Genomic DNA, 15,081 nt, shown 5'->3' on the forward strand with positions numbered 1-15,081 from the left:
ATGAAAACTTCCTTTTTCCCAAGAGCGATTCGGAGCGTGATGTTCCTGACAGCAGGGCTGGTGGCCAGTCTGCCTTTCTCCAGCCAGGCGGAGGAGTTTCGAATGGCTGGCACTTTCATCAGAGCACAAAATTATCTGCCGCCGGGGGGGCTTGTCGGTCAGGTTGCGCGCCCAGAGTATGAGCGGGGAGCCATGGCTTCGGCTCAGGTGACCACTTCGGGAGCGATCACCCTCAAGCTGAGCTTTCAGAGCAAGCAGTTCAGCTTCACCGGGCAGTTCGAGCCGGATGACCGCGAGCCGCCTATGTCCGATGTTTACTTTGCCGAATTGGGGTCATTGAGTGCGGGCACTCACCTGAGCGCCATGCATGATGGAACCGGGATCTACCTCATCAATCGAAGCGCCAATGGCTTCGAAGATTACTTCGCTGAACTGTGGCCGCTGAAGATTCCAGAGGCAGGTGCTCGCGCCTGGAACACCGTCCACATCACCCCTGAGCCACTGGCCCAATGGATCGTTGACGAAAAGATGACGGGGGTTGGTTATGGGGGGCTGCGACTGGGGCGGACGGGCAGCGCGATTTTTGCCGGGACACTGCCAGATGGCCAGGGGGTGACGGCGGGCGGGATGCTGGCGCAGAGCCTGCCTCTCGGGCTCGAGTCGGTTGTGTCCCTGATGATGAAGACTGCCTCTGGCCGGGATACCCTGTCTTGCCTGGTGTCCCTCGAAGGGGGCGATGAGGATCCCAGTGCTTCCCTCACCTATGGCCAATGGGTCAAAGGGCCGTCCAGGATGGATGCCTTCGCCAAAGAAGGGTGGACGCGATGGGTTCAGCTCCAAGGCGCTCCCTACACACCGCCAGCAGCCGGGGAGAAACTCTTCTTCCAGTCCAAGACTGATTCACCCAATGCAACGATCAGCTTTTATGGTGCCAACCGTGTCTTCGCCCCCGTGTACGGGCCCTTCCTTGATCACGAATTCTTCATCAATCAGGCCCACAAGGCCGTTCTTCCGCACCCGACAGCCCCAGGGCTGAAGGTGCATTTCTATCCTCCGACAGGATTGTTCACCGGTTCCTTCGTCCTCGCCGAGCCCCCACGCCGCGCTGTGACGGTCCCGTTTTCCGGCATGTTGCGGCGCGTGGTGAAGACATCGGAGGCCTACCCCAGCTACACTGTGGGGCGCGGGTTTTTCTTTATACGTCCTCGGGAGGGCGGCCTGAATGTGCCTGTCGTGTCAGGGCAAGTGGAGGTTTATGGCCTGCTCGCTGAGTGACGCAATAAAGCGCGCTCGAGAGCAACTTCCTCCACTCTCCACATCGGCGGAGAATCGTTTCTCCCGCGCCCGGAGCCTCAGATCGGGTACTCTTTCTTCTTTGTCACGCATCAGGCTTGTGCCTGCTGAGTCATTTCGGCAGCCGCCGCAAGGACTTGGCGAGCATTTGATCGGCGATTTCGGCCAGGGGCGGCGGGGCGGGCATGTGTTCAAGGAGGCGCTGGTTGGTGTCTCCTGGCACCTCCCTCTCCCGGTAATGCTGGCCGTGGACCCGTGCCTGCCAGACGACCTGACGTGTCGTGGTGTCAGTCAGGCTCAGCCGCAGGGTCCCAAAGCGGCGTGAGTCGGCTACGAGGGTGGTCGTCTCGGTGCTACACTGCCTCTCTTTGCCGTCGGGGCCGGTCTCGGTGTGTGTCTGGCTTTCGGTCTTGGTGTCGTACTCTTGCACGACGCGGTTCTCCACCATCTCGGTGAGCAGGAGGTAGTGGATGGGGTGGGCGGCCATACGCTTCCATTGCTGCGGGGTGACGACGGGGAGCTGGGGAACTGCCAGACTGGTCATGTGGCGGATGTTCATCGCACCGACGAGCCGTTCCAGCTCCATGGGTTTCACCACGCGGACCTTGGGGCGGAGTTGCTGGAGCTGTCGCTCCGCCTCGATTTGCAGTGCGGCGGTTTCGCTGCTGGTCGGATCACTGTCGGGGTGCCTGCTGATGACGGGACCGACGGCCACGGTCTTGCCCTGAAGCCCAGCTTGGCGCAGCTCTGGGGCCATGAACTCGAGGTGAGAAGTCACACAACTGGTCAATGCTAGTCCGGTAAGCCAGAGGAAGCGCATGGCAGATGAATGGCGGTGTCTCTTGGGTTCACTCCAGAATGAAGCGGGAGGAACGGATGGGGGCGGTGGGACTGGTGGTGTTGGGGAGGAGGTAGTGGCCGTAGCCCTGACGGGCGCTGCCAGCTGCGTAGTTTACCAGGATGCCAGCGAATGGGACGGTGACGGCGGGGGTGCCTTCCTTAAAGCTGCCAGTGATGAGGCCGGTCTTGGGGTCGATCTTCAGGGCGAGCGATTTCACGGGCGAGACGAGTGCGACGGTGTTCGGTTTGCTCAAGGTGAGGGCCTGCTGGAAGGAGGCGATGAGGGACTCGCTGAAGGTCATCTCCATGTCGGCGGGGCCGGGGGGGAAGCCGAGGAAGGCATGCAGATCGTTCGGGGTATATTTGCCGCCAAACAAGGGCAGGACGAGATAGGGGATGCCCACTTTGTAGCTGCGGTCGATGGCGTTGAACGGCTGGGCGAGTTTGAGGAGGTTGAGCTCGGGAGTAATGTCGCTGGCGATGTCGAGGGTGGTGGGGTCGATGAAGCAGTGGCCGAGAAGGCTGGCGGTGTTTTGATGCATCATGGCGTGCAGCGGCAGGTCGTAGTTTCCGGCCATGAAGGAGGCGGCGGTGAAGGCGGTGCCATCAGGCGTGCGGCCGGACCAGGTGGCGGTGCCGGTCTTGCCGAGGGTGAGCCGGGCGAAGCCGTCGCCCTCCGGCCAAACGGGGGGATCGGTGAGCGTGGGGGCACCGGAAATGGCGGTGTTGTAGTCGCCCTGCATGGTGGCGGGGACGGGGGCGGCGCTGGTCCAGGTGTTCCTGCGTGCGTAGAAGGGCGTACTGGGGGGGGTGTCGAGCGTGGGCTGATGGGTGGAGATGGCATTGAGCCGGTCATGGACGGCGATGAGGCTTTGCCCGGCGGCGTGGTAGGCGAGGGCGACGGGCCGGTCACCGGCATCGCCGAGGAAGCTGATGTAGTCCTGGGTGAAGGGCTTGACGAGACCGCCGGGGGTGATGAGGCGGAGGAGGGAGTCTCCGACGATGAGGGTGCCGTCTCCGAGGGTGGCGATACCGATGGGGGAGCGGAAGCGGGCGCTCAGTCCTGGGCCGTGGGCGAAGTCATCCGCGCCGGGGCCACCTGCGTAGGTGGTGACGGCGCCGCTGAGGGTGACTTTGCGGACGACGTGGTTGCCCGTGTCGGTGACGAAGAGGGCCTTGAGTACGGGCTCATAGACGATACCACTGGGGGTGCTGAAGAGGGCGGCGGCTCCAGATCCGTCTTTATGGCCCGGGGTGTCTGCTTTGCCCGCGAGGGTGGTGACGACGCCCGCGGGAGTGATTTTGCGGATGGTGTGACTGCCACGATCGACGACATAGAGGTTGCCCGCGGGATCAAAGCAGAGAGCGCTGGGTCGATGGAAGAGGGCGGCGGTTCCGGTGCCGTTGGTGCTGCCGATTTGATCAGCCATGCCGGCGAAGGTGCTGATGACTCCAAGCGCGCTGACTTTGCGGATGGTGGCATTGCCTGAATCGGCGACGTAGAGAGCGCCATCTGGCCCGAGGGCGAGGCCTTCGGGGGCATCAAAGGTGGTGTCGGTGGAGCCCGCGACATCGACGGTGCCTGCGATGGTGGAAGCGGCGTCGCCCTGGATGAGGCGGATGACATGATTGCCGGTGTCCGCGACGTAGAAGCTGCCATCCTGACGCAGGGCGATGCCTGAGAGGCTGTCAAAGCGGACCTGTGATCCGCTGCCGTCGGTGTGGTCAGGGTCGTTCGGGGCTCCCAGGAGCAAGACGACGTCACGGAGCACGAGGCTGGGATCGGAGATGTTGCCACTGAGGTAATTGTCCCCCGTGGAGATGCCGAGATCCATCTGGAGATCGCCGAGAGTGGAGGGGGTCCGCTTCACGGTGAGGCGGGCGGTGGGGTTGTTGCCGATGGTGATGTCCAGGGCACCGACGAGGCTGTGCTTTTGCCCGGCGAGTATGGCGGAACCGGAGACGACTCCGGTGGCGGCGACGGTGACCTGTGCGGTGCCACCCATGGAGAAGGTGGTGACGGCGTCGCGGTCAACGATGCCATTGAAGGTGCCGACGAGGGAGGGATCGAGCGGCTCGATGATCATGTCGAAGTTTACCTCAGGACCTGTGCCGACCGGGTTCACGGCTTTGAAGGTGATCTTGCTCGGAATGTAGGCTCCCAGGGTGGTCTTCTTGCTCGGTTCCACCGGTTTGCCGGTGATGCGGCCCGTCTTGAGATTCATGGACAACCCTTTGGGCAGGCCGGTGACGGTGAATCCGGTGGGGAAGTTCGTTGCGGTGACAGTGGCGTCGATGGTTTGACTGACCGAGACCGGAGTGGGCAGTGGGATGGCAAAGAGCACGGGCAAGGCATCCACGACACTGACGGCAGTGACTCCGTTGGTGAGTTGAGGATCATTCCCTGGTGTATCGAGAATGACGAGGCAAGTGTAGTTACCCGAGTCCTCCATGCCTATTTTGCTAATGCTGAGGGATGCCCTGTCCGCACCGCTCACGGTGGAGCCGTTGAGCTTGCTTCCATTGGTCAATGGCGTGCCGCCACGACGCCAAGAGTACAGCACTTTGACTCCTGGAGCTATGGGCGCGGTGACGGTGCATTGCAGGCTCAGCGTCGCGCCTTTCTTCACCGACTTGGCAGGCTCACTCCGTGTGACAAATCCGAGATAGGCTGGCTGGGAGGAGACGGGCGGCCCGATGGGGTTGTCTGAGATGATGGTGTAAGCGGCGGCATCGGACGATTTGGTCAGCGGGATCACGTAGTTCGGCGTGGTCGCGCCTTTGATTTCGGCGCTGCCTTTTTTCCATTGGTAGGTAAGCGTGGGATCACCTGTGGCTTTGGCACTGATCCTGGCCTCACTGCCGAGCAGCACGAGGCGACTGGCTGGCTGGAGAGTGAAGAAGGGCTGCGGTGGCTGCACGCCGGTCCCTGTGAGCTCGATGGCAAAGGGGGATTCATCAGGATCAGAGCTGGCGATGTTCAGGGTGGCAGTCCTGAGGCCCTCTGCGGTGGGCGAGAAGCGCACGACCAGCGTGGTGTTTCTACCGACATCCAGGCCGCCGTTTGGAGTGGTGATAATCTGAAACATGGATGCATCTGTACCTGCCAAGCTGGCCAGGATTCCTGACAAGGCCACGACACCGCCATTCCTCACTGTGATCGGCATGATGCTGTAACCGTCAAAACTGACGGTGCCGAAACTGAGGCTGGCACCGCTCACTAGGTTGTTCCCGACCGGTGCCTCGACGTCGACGTCTGCTGCGCTGACAAAGAGGGTGAAGGCTCGCTCTGAAGTGGCTGTGCCATCGCTGACATAAAGGGTGATGATGCTGGAGCCGCCCATGTTGGCTGCCGGAGTCACGGAGACCGTGCGGCTGTTGCTGCTGCCACCGAGGAGGATGTTTGCCTGCGGCACCAGATCTGTATCACTGCTTCCGGCGGTGACGACGAGGGCGCTGGCGGCGGTCTCTGGATCATTGATCGTGAAGGCGAGCACTCCCGTGGTGGAATTGTAGGAGATGGTCTGGTTGTTGATGTTTCCAATGGTCGGCAGGTCATTCACGGGATTTACCGTGAGGTCGAAGGTCTCGATGGAGGTGTTGCCATTGTAGGTCATCGAGAGGGTGATGGTCGTGGTGCCAGACTGATTCAGGACAGGAGTGAGCTGGATGCTGCGGCTGGCTCCGGTGCCGGTGAGGACGATGCCGGAGGAGGCCACAAGTGCCTGATTGCTGCTCGTGGCGGAGCCCACCCAGGAAGGAGCGGGGATGGTGCCATCAAGTACCGTGAAGGGGATCTGGGCCGTCGCGGTATCCTCATCCGTGACCTGATTGGCGACTTCGCTGATGATGGGCACCTGACCGCTGACATTGAGATTCCATGTCACGACTTCATTCAGCAATCCGTCGGTATCCCGGCGCACAAATGGGGTCGGGTCCTGCAGGGTGGCTGTCACGGTATGCGCGCCGTTTCCGATGACGCTGGAGAGGATACTGAAAGAGGTGCCCGTCTGTCCCGGCTGGGGCGTTCCATTGATCGCCCAAGTCACCTGTAGCGCGGGGCCGCTGGAGGGCACCTTGGCCGTAACGGCAAAGTCCAATGGGCTCGGCGAAGTGATGTTAAGGGTAGATGCAACCGGGGTGCGGGCATCGACCAGACTCACCCGCTCATAGAATTTCAGCACGAACTGCTCTCGGTTGATCTGTCCGCACGGACGATTCAGACTTCTCATCAGCGAGTTATTGTGTGGTCGGTACCAACCCGAGGTGCGATACATAGAGCCCTCAAACAACCCAGCCAGGGCGTCATACGTAGCAGTCTCAGGCGTGGGAACAGGTGTTGATGCCTCGATCCAGTAATTCCAGCGGATCAGCGCGCGGTTCGTCTCGGCGGTGTTGTTCGGTTCTTCACCCGGCGTGTAGATCAAGTACTCCGTGTCATACTCATCTGCCAGTCCGGCAAAGGAGTGCCCTATCTCATGCTCTACGACGGCTGCGCTGGAGCTATTCACCGAAGCCACCGAGATTCCGCCACCCGCACCGCCATACTTGGTGTCATTTACGATCACCACTGGCACATCGTATTCAGGGACATGGGTGTTCAGCAGATTGTACGCCCGGCTGTTTCCGTTGCCCGCCAGGGTCAGCAACTGCGTTACCGATGGTGTGTTGAAGCCGGCATTGAAGTAAGTGTCACGCGTGCCGCCAGCACCACTGGTGTTGCCATTGTCACAGCCGCTCTGGTTTGAAGCGATCTCGATCCGATACACATTGCAGTAGCTCCGGTACTGCTGCCACGGCTCCTTCGTGAAGAGGAAGTTCACCGCCGTGTTCACATGCGTGGCGAAGTTTGGCATGTCGGCGGTGGTGTAGCCTTCGGAGAGAAACACGAGATTGATCCGCTGGGCACGCGGGCCGTTTTCCTCGACCGTGAAAAGCGTCGCTGTCTGGCCCAGAGCCAGATCCAAAAAGCCAAGGAACAGAGCAGCTACGAGGAAGAAGGGAGACAGTTTCATGTCAATCTAGAGTGGGGCGTCACGACTCGCCAGTTGTCAGAGACAATCATGCCTCAGAGAGTGCCTGGAAACCCCATTCTGGCAAGGCCTTCGACAAAAGACGTGCGCACCGCGACCCTCACACACACGACTTTGTGAATGCGACTACAGCGGCAAGAGGAGATACACCGCACCCCCAAAACCATTCGAGAGCTTCAAGCCAGGATCTCCTTCACCACATTGCCGCCTTGCAGCCCGGTGAGTCGGATGCGCCGTCCGCCACTGACGACGGCGAGGTTTTCGTGATCGAGACCGAGCAGATGCAGGATCGTGGCGTGCAGATCGCGGAAATGCACTTTGCCATCCACGGGGATCTCACCGGTCTCATTCGTGCTGCCATGCACATGCCCGGCCTTCACGCCGCCACCGGCCATCCAGAAGGTGAAGGCGCGATGCTGGTGCCCGGTTTGATCCTTGTCCGCCCCTGGTGTGAGGCCTGGACGACCAAACTCACCGCCCCAGACGACGAGTGTATCTTCCAGCAAGCCGCGTTCGTCGAGATCATCCAGCAGCGCGGCGATGGGCGCATCGGTGGTGGCACAGTTCGCCGTGAGATCGCGCCGGTGATCTGTGTGTTGATCCCAACTGCCATGCGTGATTTCGATGAAGCGCACACCCGCTTCGCAGAAGCGCCGAGCCAGCAGGCACTGGCGGCCAAAGTCGCTCTCCTTGCATGTGCCTGCGGCGAAGTTTTTGCCTACTCGATAGCGCTCAAGCGTCGCCTTCGATTCCTGGCTGATGTCGAGCAACTCAGGAGCCGACGCCTGCATGCGAAAGCCAAGCTCCATCGTCTGAATGACGCCTTCGAGCTGCGCATCATCGGCACGGAGACTGAGATGATCGCGATTCATCGCCTGGATGAGATCGAGTTGGCGGCGCTTCACGCTCATCGGCAGGTGATCGCTGTAAATGTTGCTGATCGTGGCCTTGCTCATGTCCTCGCCATTCACGCCGATGGGCGTGCCGCCGAACACAGAGGGAAGCTGCGCGGCGCTGTATTCAGCAGGCTTCGCGGTGTTGAAGCTGATGAAGCCGGGCAGGTTCATGTTTTCCGTGCCCAGTCCGTATGCTACCCACGCGCCCATGCTCGGACAGGGCCGCAGTCGGTCGCCGGTGTGGAGTTGCAGCATCGACTGCGCGTGGATGCTGGTATCCGCCGTCATCGCATTCAGCACGCAGAGCTTGTCCGCATGACGCGCGATGTTTGGCAGCAGCTCACTCACCCACAGCCCGCTTTCTCCACGCCGCTTGAATTCCGCGATGGAGCCCGCGTGCGGCTTCTTCCCGACCTGCGGCTTGTAATCAAAGGTGTCCATCTGCGCCGGACCGCCCGCCATATTCAGAAAGATCACGCGCTGCGCCCGTGCTTTAACGCGGGGCGGTTTCGCGACCAAGTCCGCAGCGCCCACCATGCCGGACATCGCCAAATAGCCGAAACCGCATGAAGCGGTGTGCAGCATCTGGCGGCGTGAGAATGGAATGACGGGGTGCATGACCGAGACACTACGCCCTCATGCCTGGGTGCCTTTCGCCTGCTCGGTCGGCTTCACGAACATCATCAAAACTCCGCAGACCAGCATCCCACCCGCAGCGCATTGAAACAGCGTGCCGACATTGATCTGCGCATCTCGAAGCGCGCCACCGACATACACCGTGAGTCCGCCGACGATGCAGGAGAACATGTTCAGCACGCCGTAACCCGTGGCGCGGTAACGGCTGTCGGACACCTGGCAGAGGATGGGCATCAAATTCGCATCTGAAAACACGCGCATGAAGCCGTAGATCGACAAGCCTGCGATGGCGAATGCGAGCACGCTTGTGTTCGCAACGAGCAGTGTCGCTGGTGCGGCGATGAACAAGCCGATGGCGGGCACGAGGATACGTGCACGATCATTCGTGCAGCTCCAGCGATCCGCCCAGGCACCACCGACGAGCTTGCCGACAACCATCGCTACCGCCAGGAAGCTCGTGGCCGAGATGCCCGCCGCGCCTTGATCAAGTTTGAACTGCTCTTTGAAGAAAGTCGGCATCCAGCCCATCACCGCCCAGCCTGCCAGCGCCAGCAGGCCCCAGAAGGCGAGCAGCAGCAAAAACGAACCGCTGCTGAACAAACTGGTGAGCGCCTGGCCGAGTCGCGGCTGCTCGGCATTCGATGCCACGACCCCACTCTCGCGAGGTGGATCACGCAGCACAAACATCAGTCCCACGGCATAAGCGATACCGAAAATGCCGAACACATCGAATGCCGCCGACCATCCATGCCTCTCCGCCACCCAGCCGCCGATGCCCGCCAGTCCTGTGCCCACACTCAAGCCGGTCATGTGAATACCCGTGGCGAGCGATCGCGTGCTGCCACGATGGTAGTCCGCGATCAAAGCCAGCGCCGCAGGCAGATACGCCGCCTCGCTCAGTCCCATGAGTGCGCGGACGACGATCAGCTCTTCAAAACTCCGCGCATGCCCCGTGAGCCACGTCAGCAGCGACCACACGAGCAGGCTGAACACAATCAGGCGGCTGCGATTGAAGCGATCTGCGAGAAACCCGGCGAAGGGACTCAACAAGCCATACACCCAAAGGAAAACCGAGGTCAGCAGGCCGAACTGCGCGTCCGTCATCGGCACCGCCTGTGTCAGCGAGTCCCGCATCGTGGTGATCATGATGCGGTCCAGGTAGTTCAGCGCCGCCACGACCCACAGCACGCCGACGATGAGCCACGCACGCGGCAGGCGATCTGTGTGCGAGGTGGCTGCCGGGCTCGTGGGGATCATGGGATCATCGTGATGCCCTTCCGCAGCTTCAGGCGTCCGAGCGAATGCTCGCCGATGAGCCAGACTTGCAGCTTGCCGGGCTTCTTCAGCAGACCGGCGGGAATGGTGAGGGAGCCGGCGCGTTGTTGCTCCTCGGTGAGGAAAAGCGGATGGCGGCCGTAGCTGTCCGCCTCGTTCCAGAGGTAGATGACGATGGGCTTCATGCTCTCGGTGCTGAAGCGGACCTGCCAGCCGCCGTTCATGGACACGTTGCCTTTGGGCAGATTGAGATCGAGATCGCACACGGCGAACTCACATGCCTGGCTAGGCGATCCATCTTTGTGAATCACCTGCGCCGTGTAATCGCCGCAGGTGTCGAAGCTGCGCTCATGCACGCCGGGGCCGTCGAGCGCGATCTCCTCAGCTACCTTGTCACCGCGCCGGATGATGAGCGTTTTCACGCCGAGCTTGTCACGGTCCATGATGTGAAACTTCACCGCCTTGCCCTTTTGATACGGCACCCAGTCTCCGAGATCGAGCAGCAGCGTACGATTGATCTTCGGCGGTGTGGCATCGGCCGCATAGTTCGGGAAAAGCAGCGGCTCGGAACGGTTCGTGCCGCGCCATGCCTCGCGATCCGTGATGCGAAAGAGCTGCTTGTTCCGCGAGGCGAGATGCTTTTTGAAGGCCGCGGCGCTGCGTTCCGTGGTCGCTGTGGTCGGCGGACGGCTTTCCTCGATGCGCACGGAGATCACGCGGCCTTGTGCATCCTTCGTCATCGCCGTCACCATCTCCACATGCGAGCCGGAGGTCTCCGTGGCGTGTGGTGTGTAAATCACATCGCCCACCTGCGCAGCCTCGGCTGACTGCGACTCCACCAGCGTGATGCCGCCGCTGATTTCAGGTCCATAGCGACGGCTCACCTCCCAGATGCCGCAGCCCAGCGCGTAGCTGGTATAGGAGGAGCAAACCATGCCGTAGTAGGCGGCAGCATTTGAGATCTTGCCCGTTAGATTTTCGGTGTAGAGCACGCTCTGTGGATTCTCCACCGCCGCGAGAAAGGTGCGCAATCCGATGTCGAAGCCGATGTAGCGCCCCTCCGACCTCACGCTGGAGTAGGGCACCCCGGTGTATTCTTTTCCCGCTTCAAAGAAGCCACCGCTACGATTCGGCAGCGTGCCCGCCACCGGCGTCCATTTCACCCGCGAAAGCAGCTGGGCATGGGCCGAGGCATCTTCCTGCCAAGTTTGAGGAGCTGCGGTGGATTCGTCCACGGCCCGCAATCCGCTGGATGACATCCAAAGCACAGCCATGGCAGCAAGCCATGCGCGCGAGATGGAAAGGGAGGGCTTCATGTGGTGGGATGGAGAGACGATGAAGCCTAAACGGAGTCCGAAGGCCGTAACTGGCCAAGGAAGGGCGGTTTGTAACCGCCCGCGCGCTTGAAAAGCGCTTCTCCTTGTTACCTTCACCGCACCTTCTCCCAGTCAAACTCCAGCCGGAGAATCTCCGGCACTTTCTGCGCACCGCTTTTATAAGTGATGACATGGAAGCCCGTGCGCCCCTGCTGCTCCGTCCAATACGCCTGCGCGTAGTAGCCATCCGCCACCGGCTTCTTCTCCGCATTGTCCAAAACCACATGCCGTTTGATGTCGAGCGTCTGCGGGTCAAACTTGAACAAGGCAAGCTGCATCAGCCCCGGCGCGGCCCAGTTTCGTCCGAGTAGATACGACGAGCCATCACGCTGAAACAAACGCGGCCTGCCGATGTGCGAGGTGATGACCTGATGCGCGGCAGTGATGTCCTTCTTCTCGATCAACTTAAACCCCGCGTCCGTGCGCAGCAGCCACTCGCGATTGTCATAACCCCGCGCCGTGACGATGAAGCCATCGCCATGCGCCATGAACGCGCTTTCATTGATCGGCGCACCGCCGAGTTCGCTCGTGATGCTGCGCACGAAGCGCCACGTCAGGCCGTTGTCATCGCTGCGGATCACATCCACAGAGCCCGGCTGGCTCTTCGTCTTGTGAACGAGCTTCCCGCCCGTGAGATTCGCAAAGGTCATCACCAGCATCCACGTCGTTTGGCCGCGAGTGATCGAGTCAAACGCATAGCCATACTCTACGCCATCGATCACGCCCGCCCGCTGCACCGGCCCGAAGGTCTTGCCGCCGTTGTTGGACCTCACCACGGCCAAACCCGTCCGCAGCGAACCCTGCGCCGCCTGCGCATCGATGTAGTTCGCCACGTCCCCGTTCCCAAACCGCACCCACTCGCCCATCTGCATGATCTCTCCCTTCACCGCCGCCAGCGTGCCCGTGGCGAGGACTTTGCCAGATGCCTTGTCCAGCCTCAGCAGCTCCTGCGTCGCTCCTGCATCCGCCGCGTGCGCTTTCCCGCGCTTGAAGCTCACCAGCACCTCATCCCCCAGCTCGATCACCGCCGGAAAGGCCAGATAATCTTCATCCGAGACCAGTGTGTGAATCTCGTGTGCCGGGAGATGCGCTGCAAACAGGGCGAAGGATAGAATAAATCGTTTCATGGAGTCATGCATACGCCCGCACCCCGACGACTCGCGCGTGGTCGAGGCCGTTCGTGGTGGTGATGTGGAGGCGTAGGGAGGTGGTGGTGACTGGTTCGGTCAAAAAGTGCCTGCGAAGGCGCTGGTGGTTGTTTTGGATGCTTGCGATGTTTTGCCAGCCATCCGGCATCTCGAGGCTCAACTCGTAATCGCGCACGGTTTCCGGCTGCGGACGGCCCCAGAGCATTTTTTGCGTGTAGCCGTCGGCTTGCGACAACGTCAGCAGACGGTGCAAACCGGTGTCGAAGACCAAAACAACCTCGCGGATCGAAACCGGCTCGTTCCAGCGAATTTCGAGCGTGGCGGGCATTTCGCGGCTCATCCAACGATGCAATCCAGGTTGAAGGCGATCCTGAGGTAATTTGGAAACGATGCGTGTATGACCGCTGCGGATGTTTTCAGCTTCTGCGCCGGTTTGAGATGATGAAGCGATGATTTGAACTGCCTGACGCACAAGATTCTGGTCGTCGTCGTTTGCCACGCCGATGAGATGGCAGTCATCGCGCAGGAGTTGTTGTTGGATGGCGTGAACGAGTCTCACATCCGCAGCGATGTCCGCGGGGATCACGCTTTGTCTCAGCGCGAGCGCTGCGGCAGTGCCAACACCCTGCCCGATGACGCCGCAGGTGGCCATGACGCGGGTGGAGGCGAAGGCGATGTGCGTGGCGGAGATGTTGCGACCGGCGAACATGAGATTGCGCGGGCCGGTGGAGACGCAGCAGCGCAACGAGATGTCGTAGATGAAGGGCAGATGCTGCTGCGTGCAGGGAGGCAGCTCCGGTGCATCGACACCTTCCGGCGGATGGGTGTCGATGGGCCAGCCGCCATACGCGATGGCATCGGGGAAAGCTCGCGAAGAGAGCAGATCATTCTCCGTGAGGATGTGCTGGCCGATGAAGCGGCGACTCTCGCGCTTGCCGGGCACGAAACCGATCCACTCCAGTGCCCAGTGCGAGGCATCGACCTCGGAGTGATTTTTGACGAAGTCCCACACGCCGAGCGTGATGGCGAGCAGCTCATCGCGGATGCGCTCGTTGTCCTTCAACGTGTCGAGACAGCCGCCCCACTCGATCCACCAGTAGCCGTATTCGAGGCCGAGATCGAAACCGCTCTGGCCATAGGGTCGCAGCTTGAAATCCTCCGCCGTGAAACGCCGCACCCACGGTGGTGCGATGAAAGGCATCGGGCGGTCATGCTTGCGCGCTTGAAACATGATCGACGAGCCGAGCGTCTTCGCGTCCGCCTCGTCCTGTGCGAGCGATTCGCCGAACTGCGCTTTGGTCTCGCGCCCACGCATGAACGGCGCGCCTGCCTCGATGCCGAGCCTGCCATCGCCAGTGCAATCGACGAAGGTCTTCGCTCGAATGATGAAAGCATCCTCCGTGGACGGCCTCTCAGCACGCACCTCGCGAATGAGGCCGTCCACGACCAAGGCACTGACGACGGTCGTGTTGAGATGCAGCGTAAGGTTCGGCTCGCGGCGGCATTTGTCGTAAAGCAGCAGATCCATCAGCGCTGGCGAGCGCTGGGGATTCTGCACGGCGAGATCGAGACGCAGTTCCTCGATGATGCCGCCCTCGCGCAGCTCGTTTTGCAGTTCCTCGCCGCCGCTGAGGCCGGTGGCACCGACGATGTGCATGCGCACCTCGCTGCTCGCATTGCCGCCGAGCACGCTGCGGTCCTGGCAAAGGATCACGCGTGCGCCGAGTCGTGCCGCCGCGAGCGCACAACACACGCCCGCGATGCCGCCACCCGCCACGAGCAGGTCGGTTTCGAGAGTCTGCTCGGTCACCGGCATGACGCGTCAGAGTTGCACCGCCGCGCGGGCTGCTTTCATGCCGGCGGAAACGCAGCGGAAGTCGCTGATCACATTGAAGAAGCGGAAGCCCATGTCGTGATAACCCTTCACCTGCTCTGGCGCGCAGGGAATGGCCGCGACCTTGCCGTGACGAGCACAAGCATCGGCCACGCTCTGCAAAATCACCCGCACTTCGGGATCGTCCGTCTTGCCGAACTTGCCAAGACCCAGCGTGAGATCAGCGGGGCCGACAAACAGCACATCGACGCCCGGCGTGGCCGCGATCTCATCAATGTGCGGCACGACCTCCGGCTCCTCGATCTGCACGACGAGGTAGTTCTCCTCATTCGCCTTCGCGAGATACTCCGCTGGCGGGATGCGGCCAAAATCCGCCTCCGCATGAATGCCGTCAAAGCCGCGCTGGCCCAGCGGCGGAAACTTCATCACCCGCACTACCTCGCGCACCTCGTCGGGATGCTTCACACGCGGCAGCATGATGCCACGCGCACCGGCTTCGATGAGATGGAGCACGTCCGTGTAGTTCAACGGTTTCACGCGGATCAGTGCATCCGCTCCACCGAGCCGACATGCCTGGATGAGCGCGTAAACCATCGATGCATCCACGCGCTTGTGCTCCAGGCAGATCCAGACCGCGTCAAAGCCGGATGACGCGATCATCTCGACCAGTTCAGGGTCGGTGTAGCACGACTTCGCCGTGATGACGGTCTCACCTGCACGGATTTTTTTGAGAACAACGGAGGGCTGCAT

9 protein-coding genes are annotated in these 15,081 nt (G+C 61.4%); 1 reads left to right on the plus strand and 8 read right to left on the minus strand.

What is annotated here, in order from left to right; genetic code table 11:
• Window positions 1–1,275, plus strand: coding sequence for a hypothetical protein (locus AC6FTP_RS05955; RefSeq protein WP_497205988.1), 1,275 nt, complete (start codon window positions 1–3; stop codon window positions 1,273–1,275).
• Between the two features lie 130 nt (window positions 1,276–1,405).
• Here the strand turns inward: AC6FTP_RS05955 and AC6FTP_RS05960 are convergent, their stop codons facing one another.
• From AC6FTP_RS05960 to AC6FTP_RS05995, 8 genes are all read right to left on the minus strand, one after another.
• Window positions 1,406–2,113 (minus strand): hypothetical protein, encoded by a 708-nt coding sequence (locus AC6FTP_RS05960; RefSeq protein WP_497205989.1) that lies wholly within the window; start codon window positions 2,111–2,113, stop codon window positions 1,406–1,408.
• A 28-nt stretch (window positions 2,114–2,141) separates the two neighbouring features.
• Complete coding sequence (locus AC6FTP_RS05965; protein ID WP_497205990.1) at window positions 2,142–7,148, minus strand: M64 family metallopeptidase; 5,007 nt, start codon at window positions 7,146–7,148, stop codon at window positions 2,142–2,144.
• Window positions 7,149–7,342: 194 nt separating this feature from the next.
• Window positions 7,343–8,680 carry a DUF1501 domain-containing protein gene (locus AC6FTP_RS05970; RefSeq protein WP_497205991.1) on the minus strand — a complete coding sequence of 446 codons (1,338 nt, stop codon included), beginning with the start codon at window positions 8,678–8,680 and terminating at the stop codon, window positions 7,343–7,345.
• Window positions 8,681–8,698: 18 nt separating this feature from the next.
• Window positions 8,699–9,955, minus strand: coding sequence for an MFS transporter (locus AC6FTP_RS05975; RefSeq protein ID WP_497205992.1), 1,257 nt, complete (start codon window positions 9,953–9,955; stop codon window positions 8,699–8,701).
• Complete coding sequence (locus tag AC6FTP_RS05980) at window positions 9,952–11,289, minus strand: hypothetical protein (RefSeq protein WP_497205993.1); 1,338 nt, start codon at window positions 11,287–11,289, stop codon at window positions 9,952–9,954. The genes AC6FTP_RS05975 and AC6FTP_RS05980 overlap by 4 nt, the downstream gene beginning before the upstream one ends.
• 113 nt (window positions 11,290–11,402) lie before the next feature.
• On the minus strand, window positions 11,403–12,476 hold the full coding sequence (locus tag AC6FTP_RS05985) for a sialidase family protein (protein WP_497205994.1): 1,074 nt from the start codon (window positions 12,474–12,476) through the stop codon (window positions 11,403–11,405).
• 4 nt (window positions 12,477–12,480) lie between these two features.
• On the minus strand, window positions 12,481–14,313 hold the full coding sequence (locus AC6FTP_RS05990) for an FAD-dependent oxidoreductase (protein WP_497205995.1): 1,833 nt from the start codon (window positions 14,311–14,313) through the stop codon (window positions 12,481–12,483).
• Window positions 14,314–14,319: 6 nt separating this feature from the next.
• Window positions 14,320–15,081, minus strand: coding sequence for an HpcH/HpaI aldolase family protein (locus AC6FTP_RS05995; RefSeq protein WP_497205996.1), 762 nt, complete (start codon window positions 15,079–15,081; stop codon window positions 14,320–14,322).

The sequence above is a fragment of the Prosthecobacter sp. genome, from assembly GCF_044378005.1.
In the GTDB taxonomy this organism is placed as follows: Bacteria; Verrucomicrobiota; Verrucomicrobiia; order Verrucomicrobiales; family Verrucomicrobiaceae; genus Prosthecobacter.

What these genes read in the sequence shown, in the direction of transcription:
- AC6FTP_RS05955 (WP_497205988.1), top strand. Translation starts at nt 1, where the DNA reads ATGAAAACTTCCTTTTTCCCAAGAGCGATTCGGAGCGTGATGTTCCTG.
- AC6FTP_RS05960 (WP_497205989.1), bottom strand. Translation starts at nt 2,113, where the DNA reads ATGCGCTTCCTCTGGCTTACCGGACTAGCATTGACCAGTTGTGTGACT.
- AC6FTP_RS05965 (WP_497205990.1), bottom strand. Translation starts at nt 7,148, where the DNA reads ATGAAACTGTCTCCCTTCTTCCTCGTAGCTGCTCTGTTCCTTGGCTTT.
- AC6FTP_RS05970 (WP_497205991.1), bottom strand. Translation starts at nt 8,680, where the DNA reads ATGCACCCCGTCATTCCATTCTCACGCCGCCAGATGCTGCACACCGCT.
- AC6FTP_RS05975 (WP_497205992.1), bottom strand. Translation starts at nt 9,955, where the DNA reads ATGATCCCCACGAGCCCGGCAGCCACCTCGCACACAGATCGCCTGCCG.
- AC6FTP_RS05980 (WP_497205993.1), bottom strand. Translation starts at nt 11,289, where the DNA reads ATGAAGCCCTCCCTTTCCATCTCGCGCGCATGGCTTGCTGCCATGGCT.
- AC6FTP_RS05985 (WP_497205994.1), bottom strand. Translation starts at nt 12,476, where the DNA reads ATGAAACGATTTATTCTATCCTTCGCCCTGTTTGCAGCGCATCTCCCG.
- AC6FTP_RS05990 (WP_497205995.1), bottom strand. Translation starts at nt 14,313, where the DNA reads ATGCCGGTGACCGAGCAGACTCTCGAAACCGACCTGCTCGTGGCGGGT.
- AC6FTP_RS05995 (WP_497205996.1), bottom strand. Translation starts at nt 15,081, where the DNA reads ATGCAGCCCTCCGTTGTTCTCAAAAAAATCCGTGCAGGTGAGACCGTC.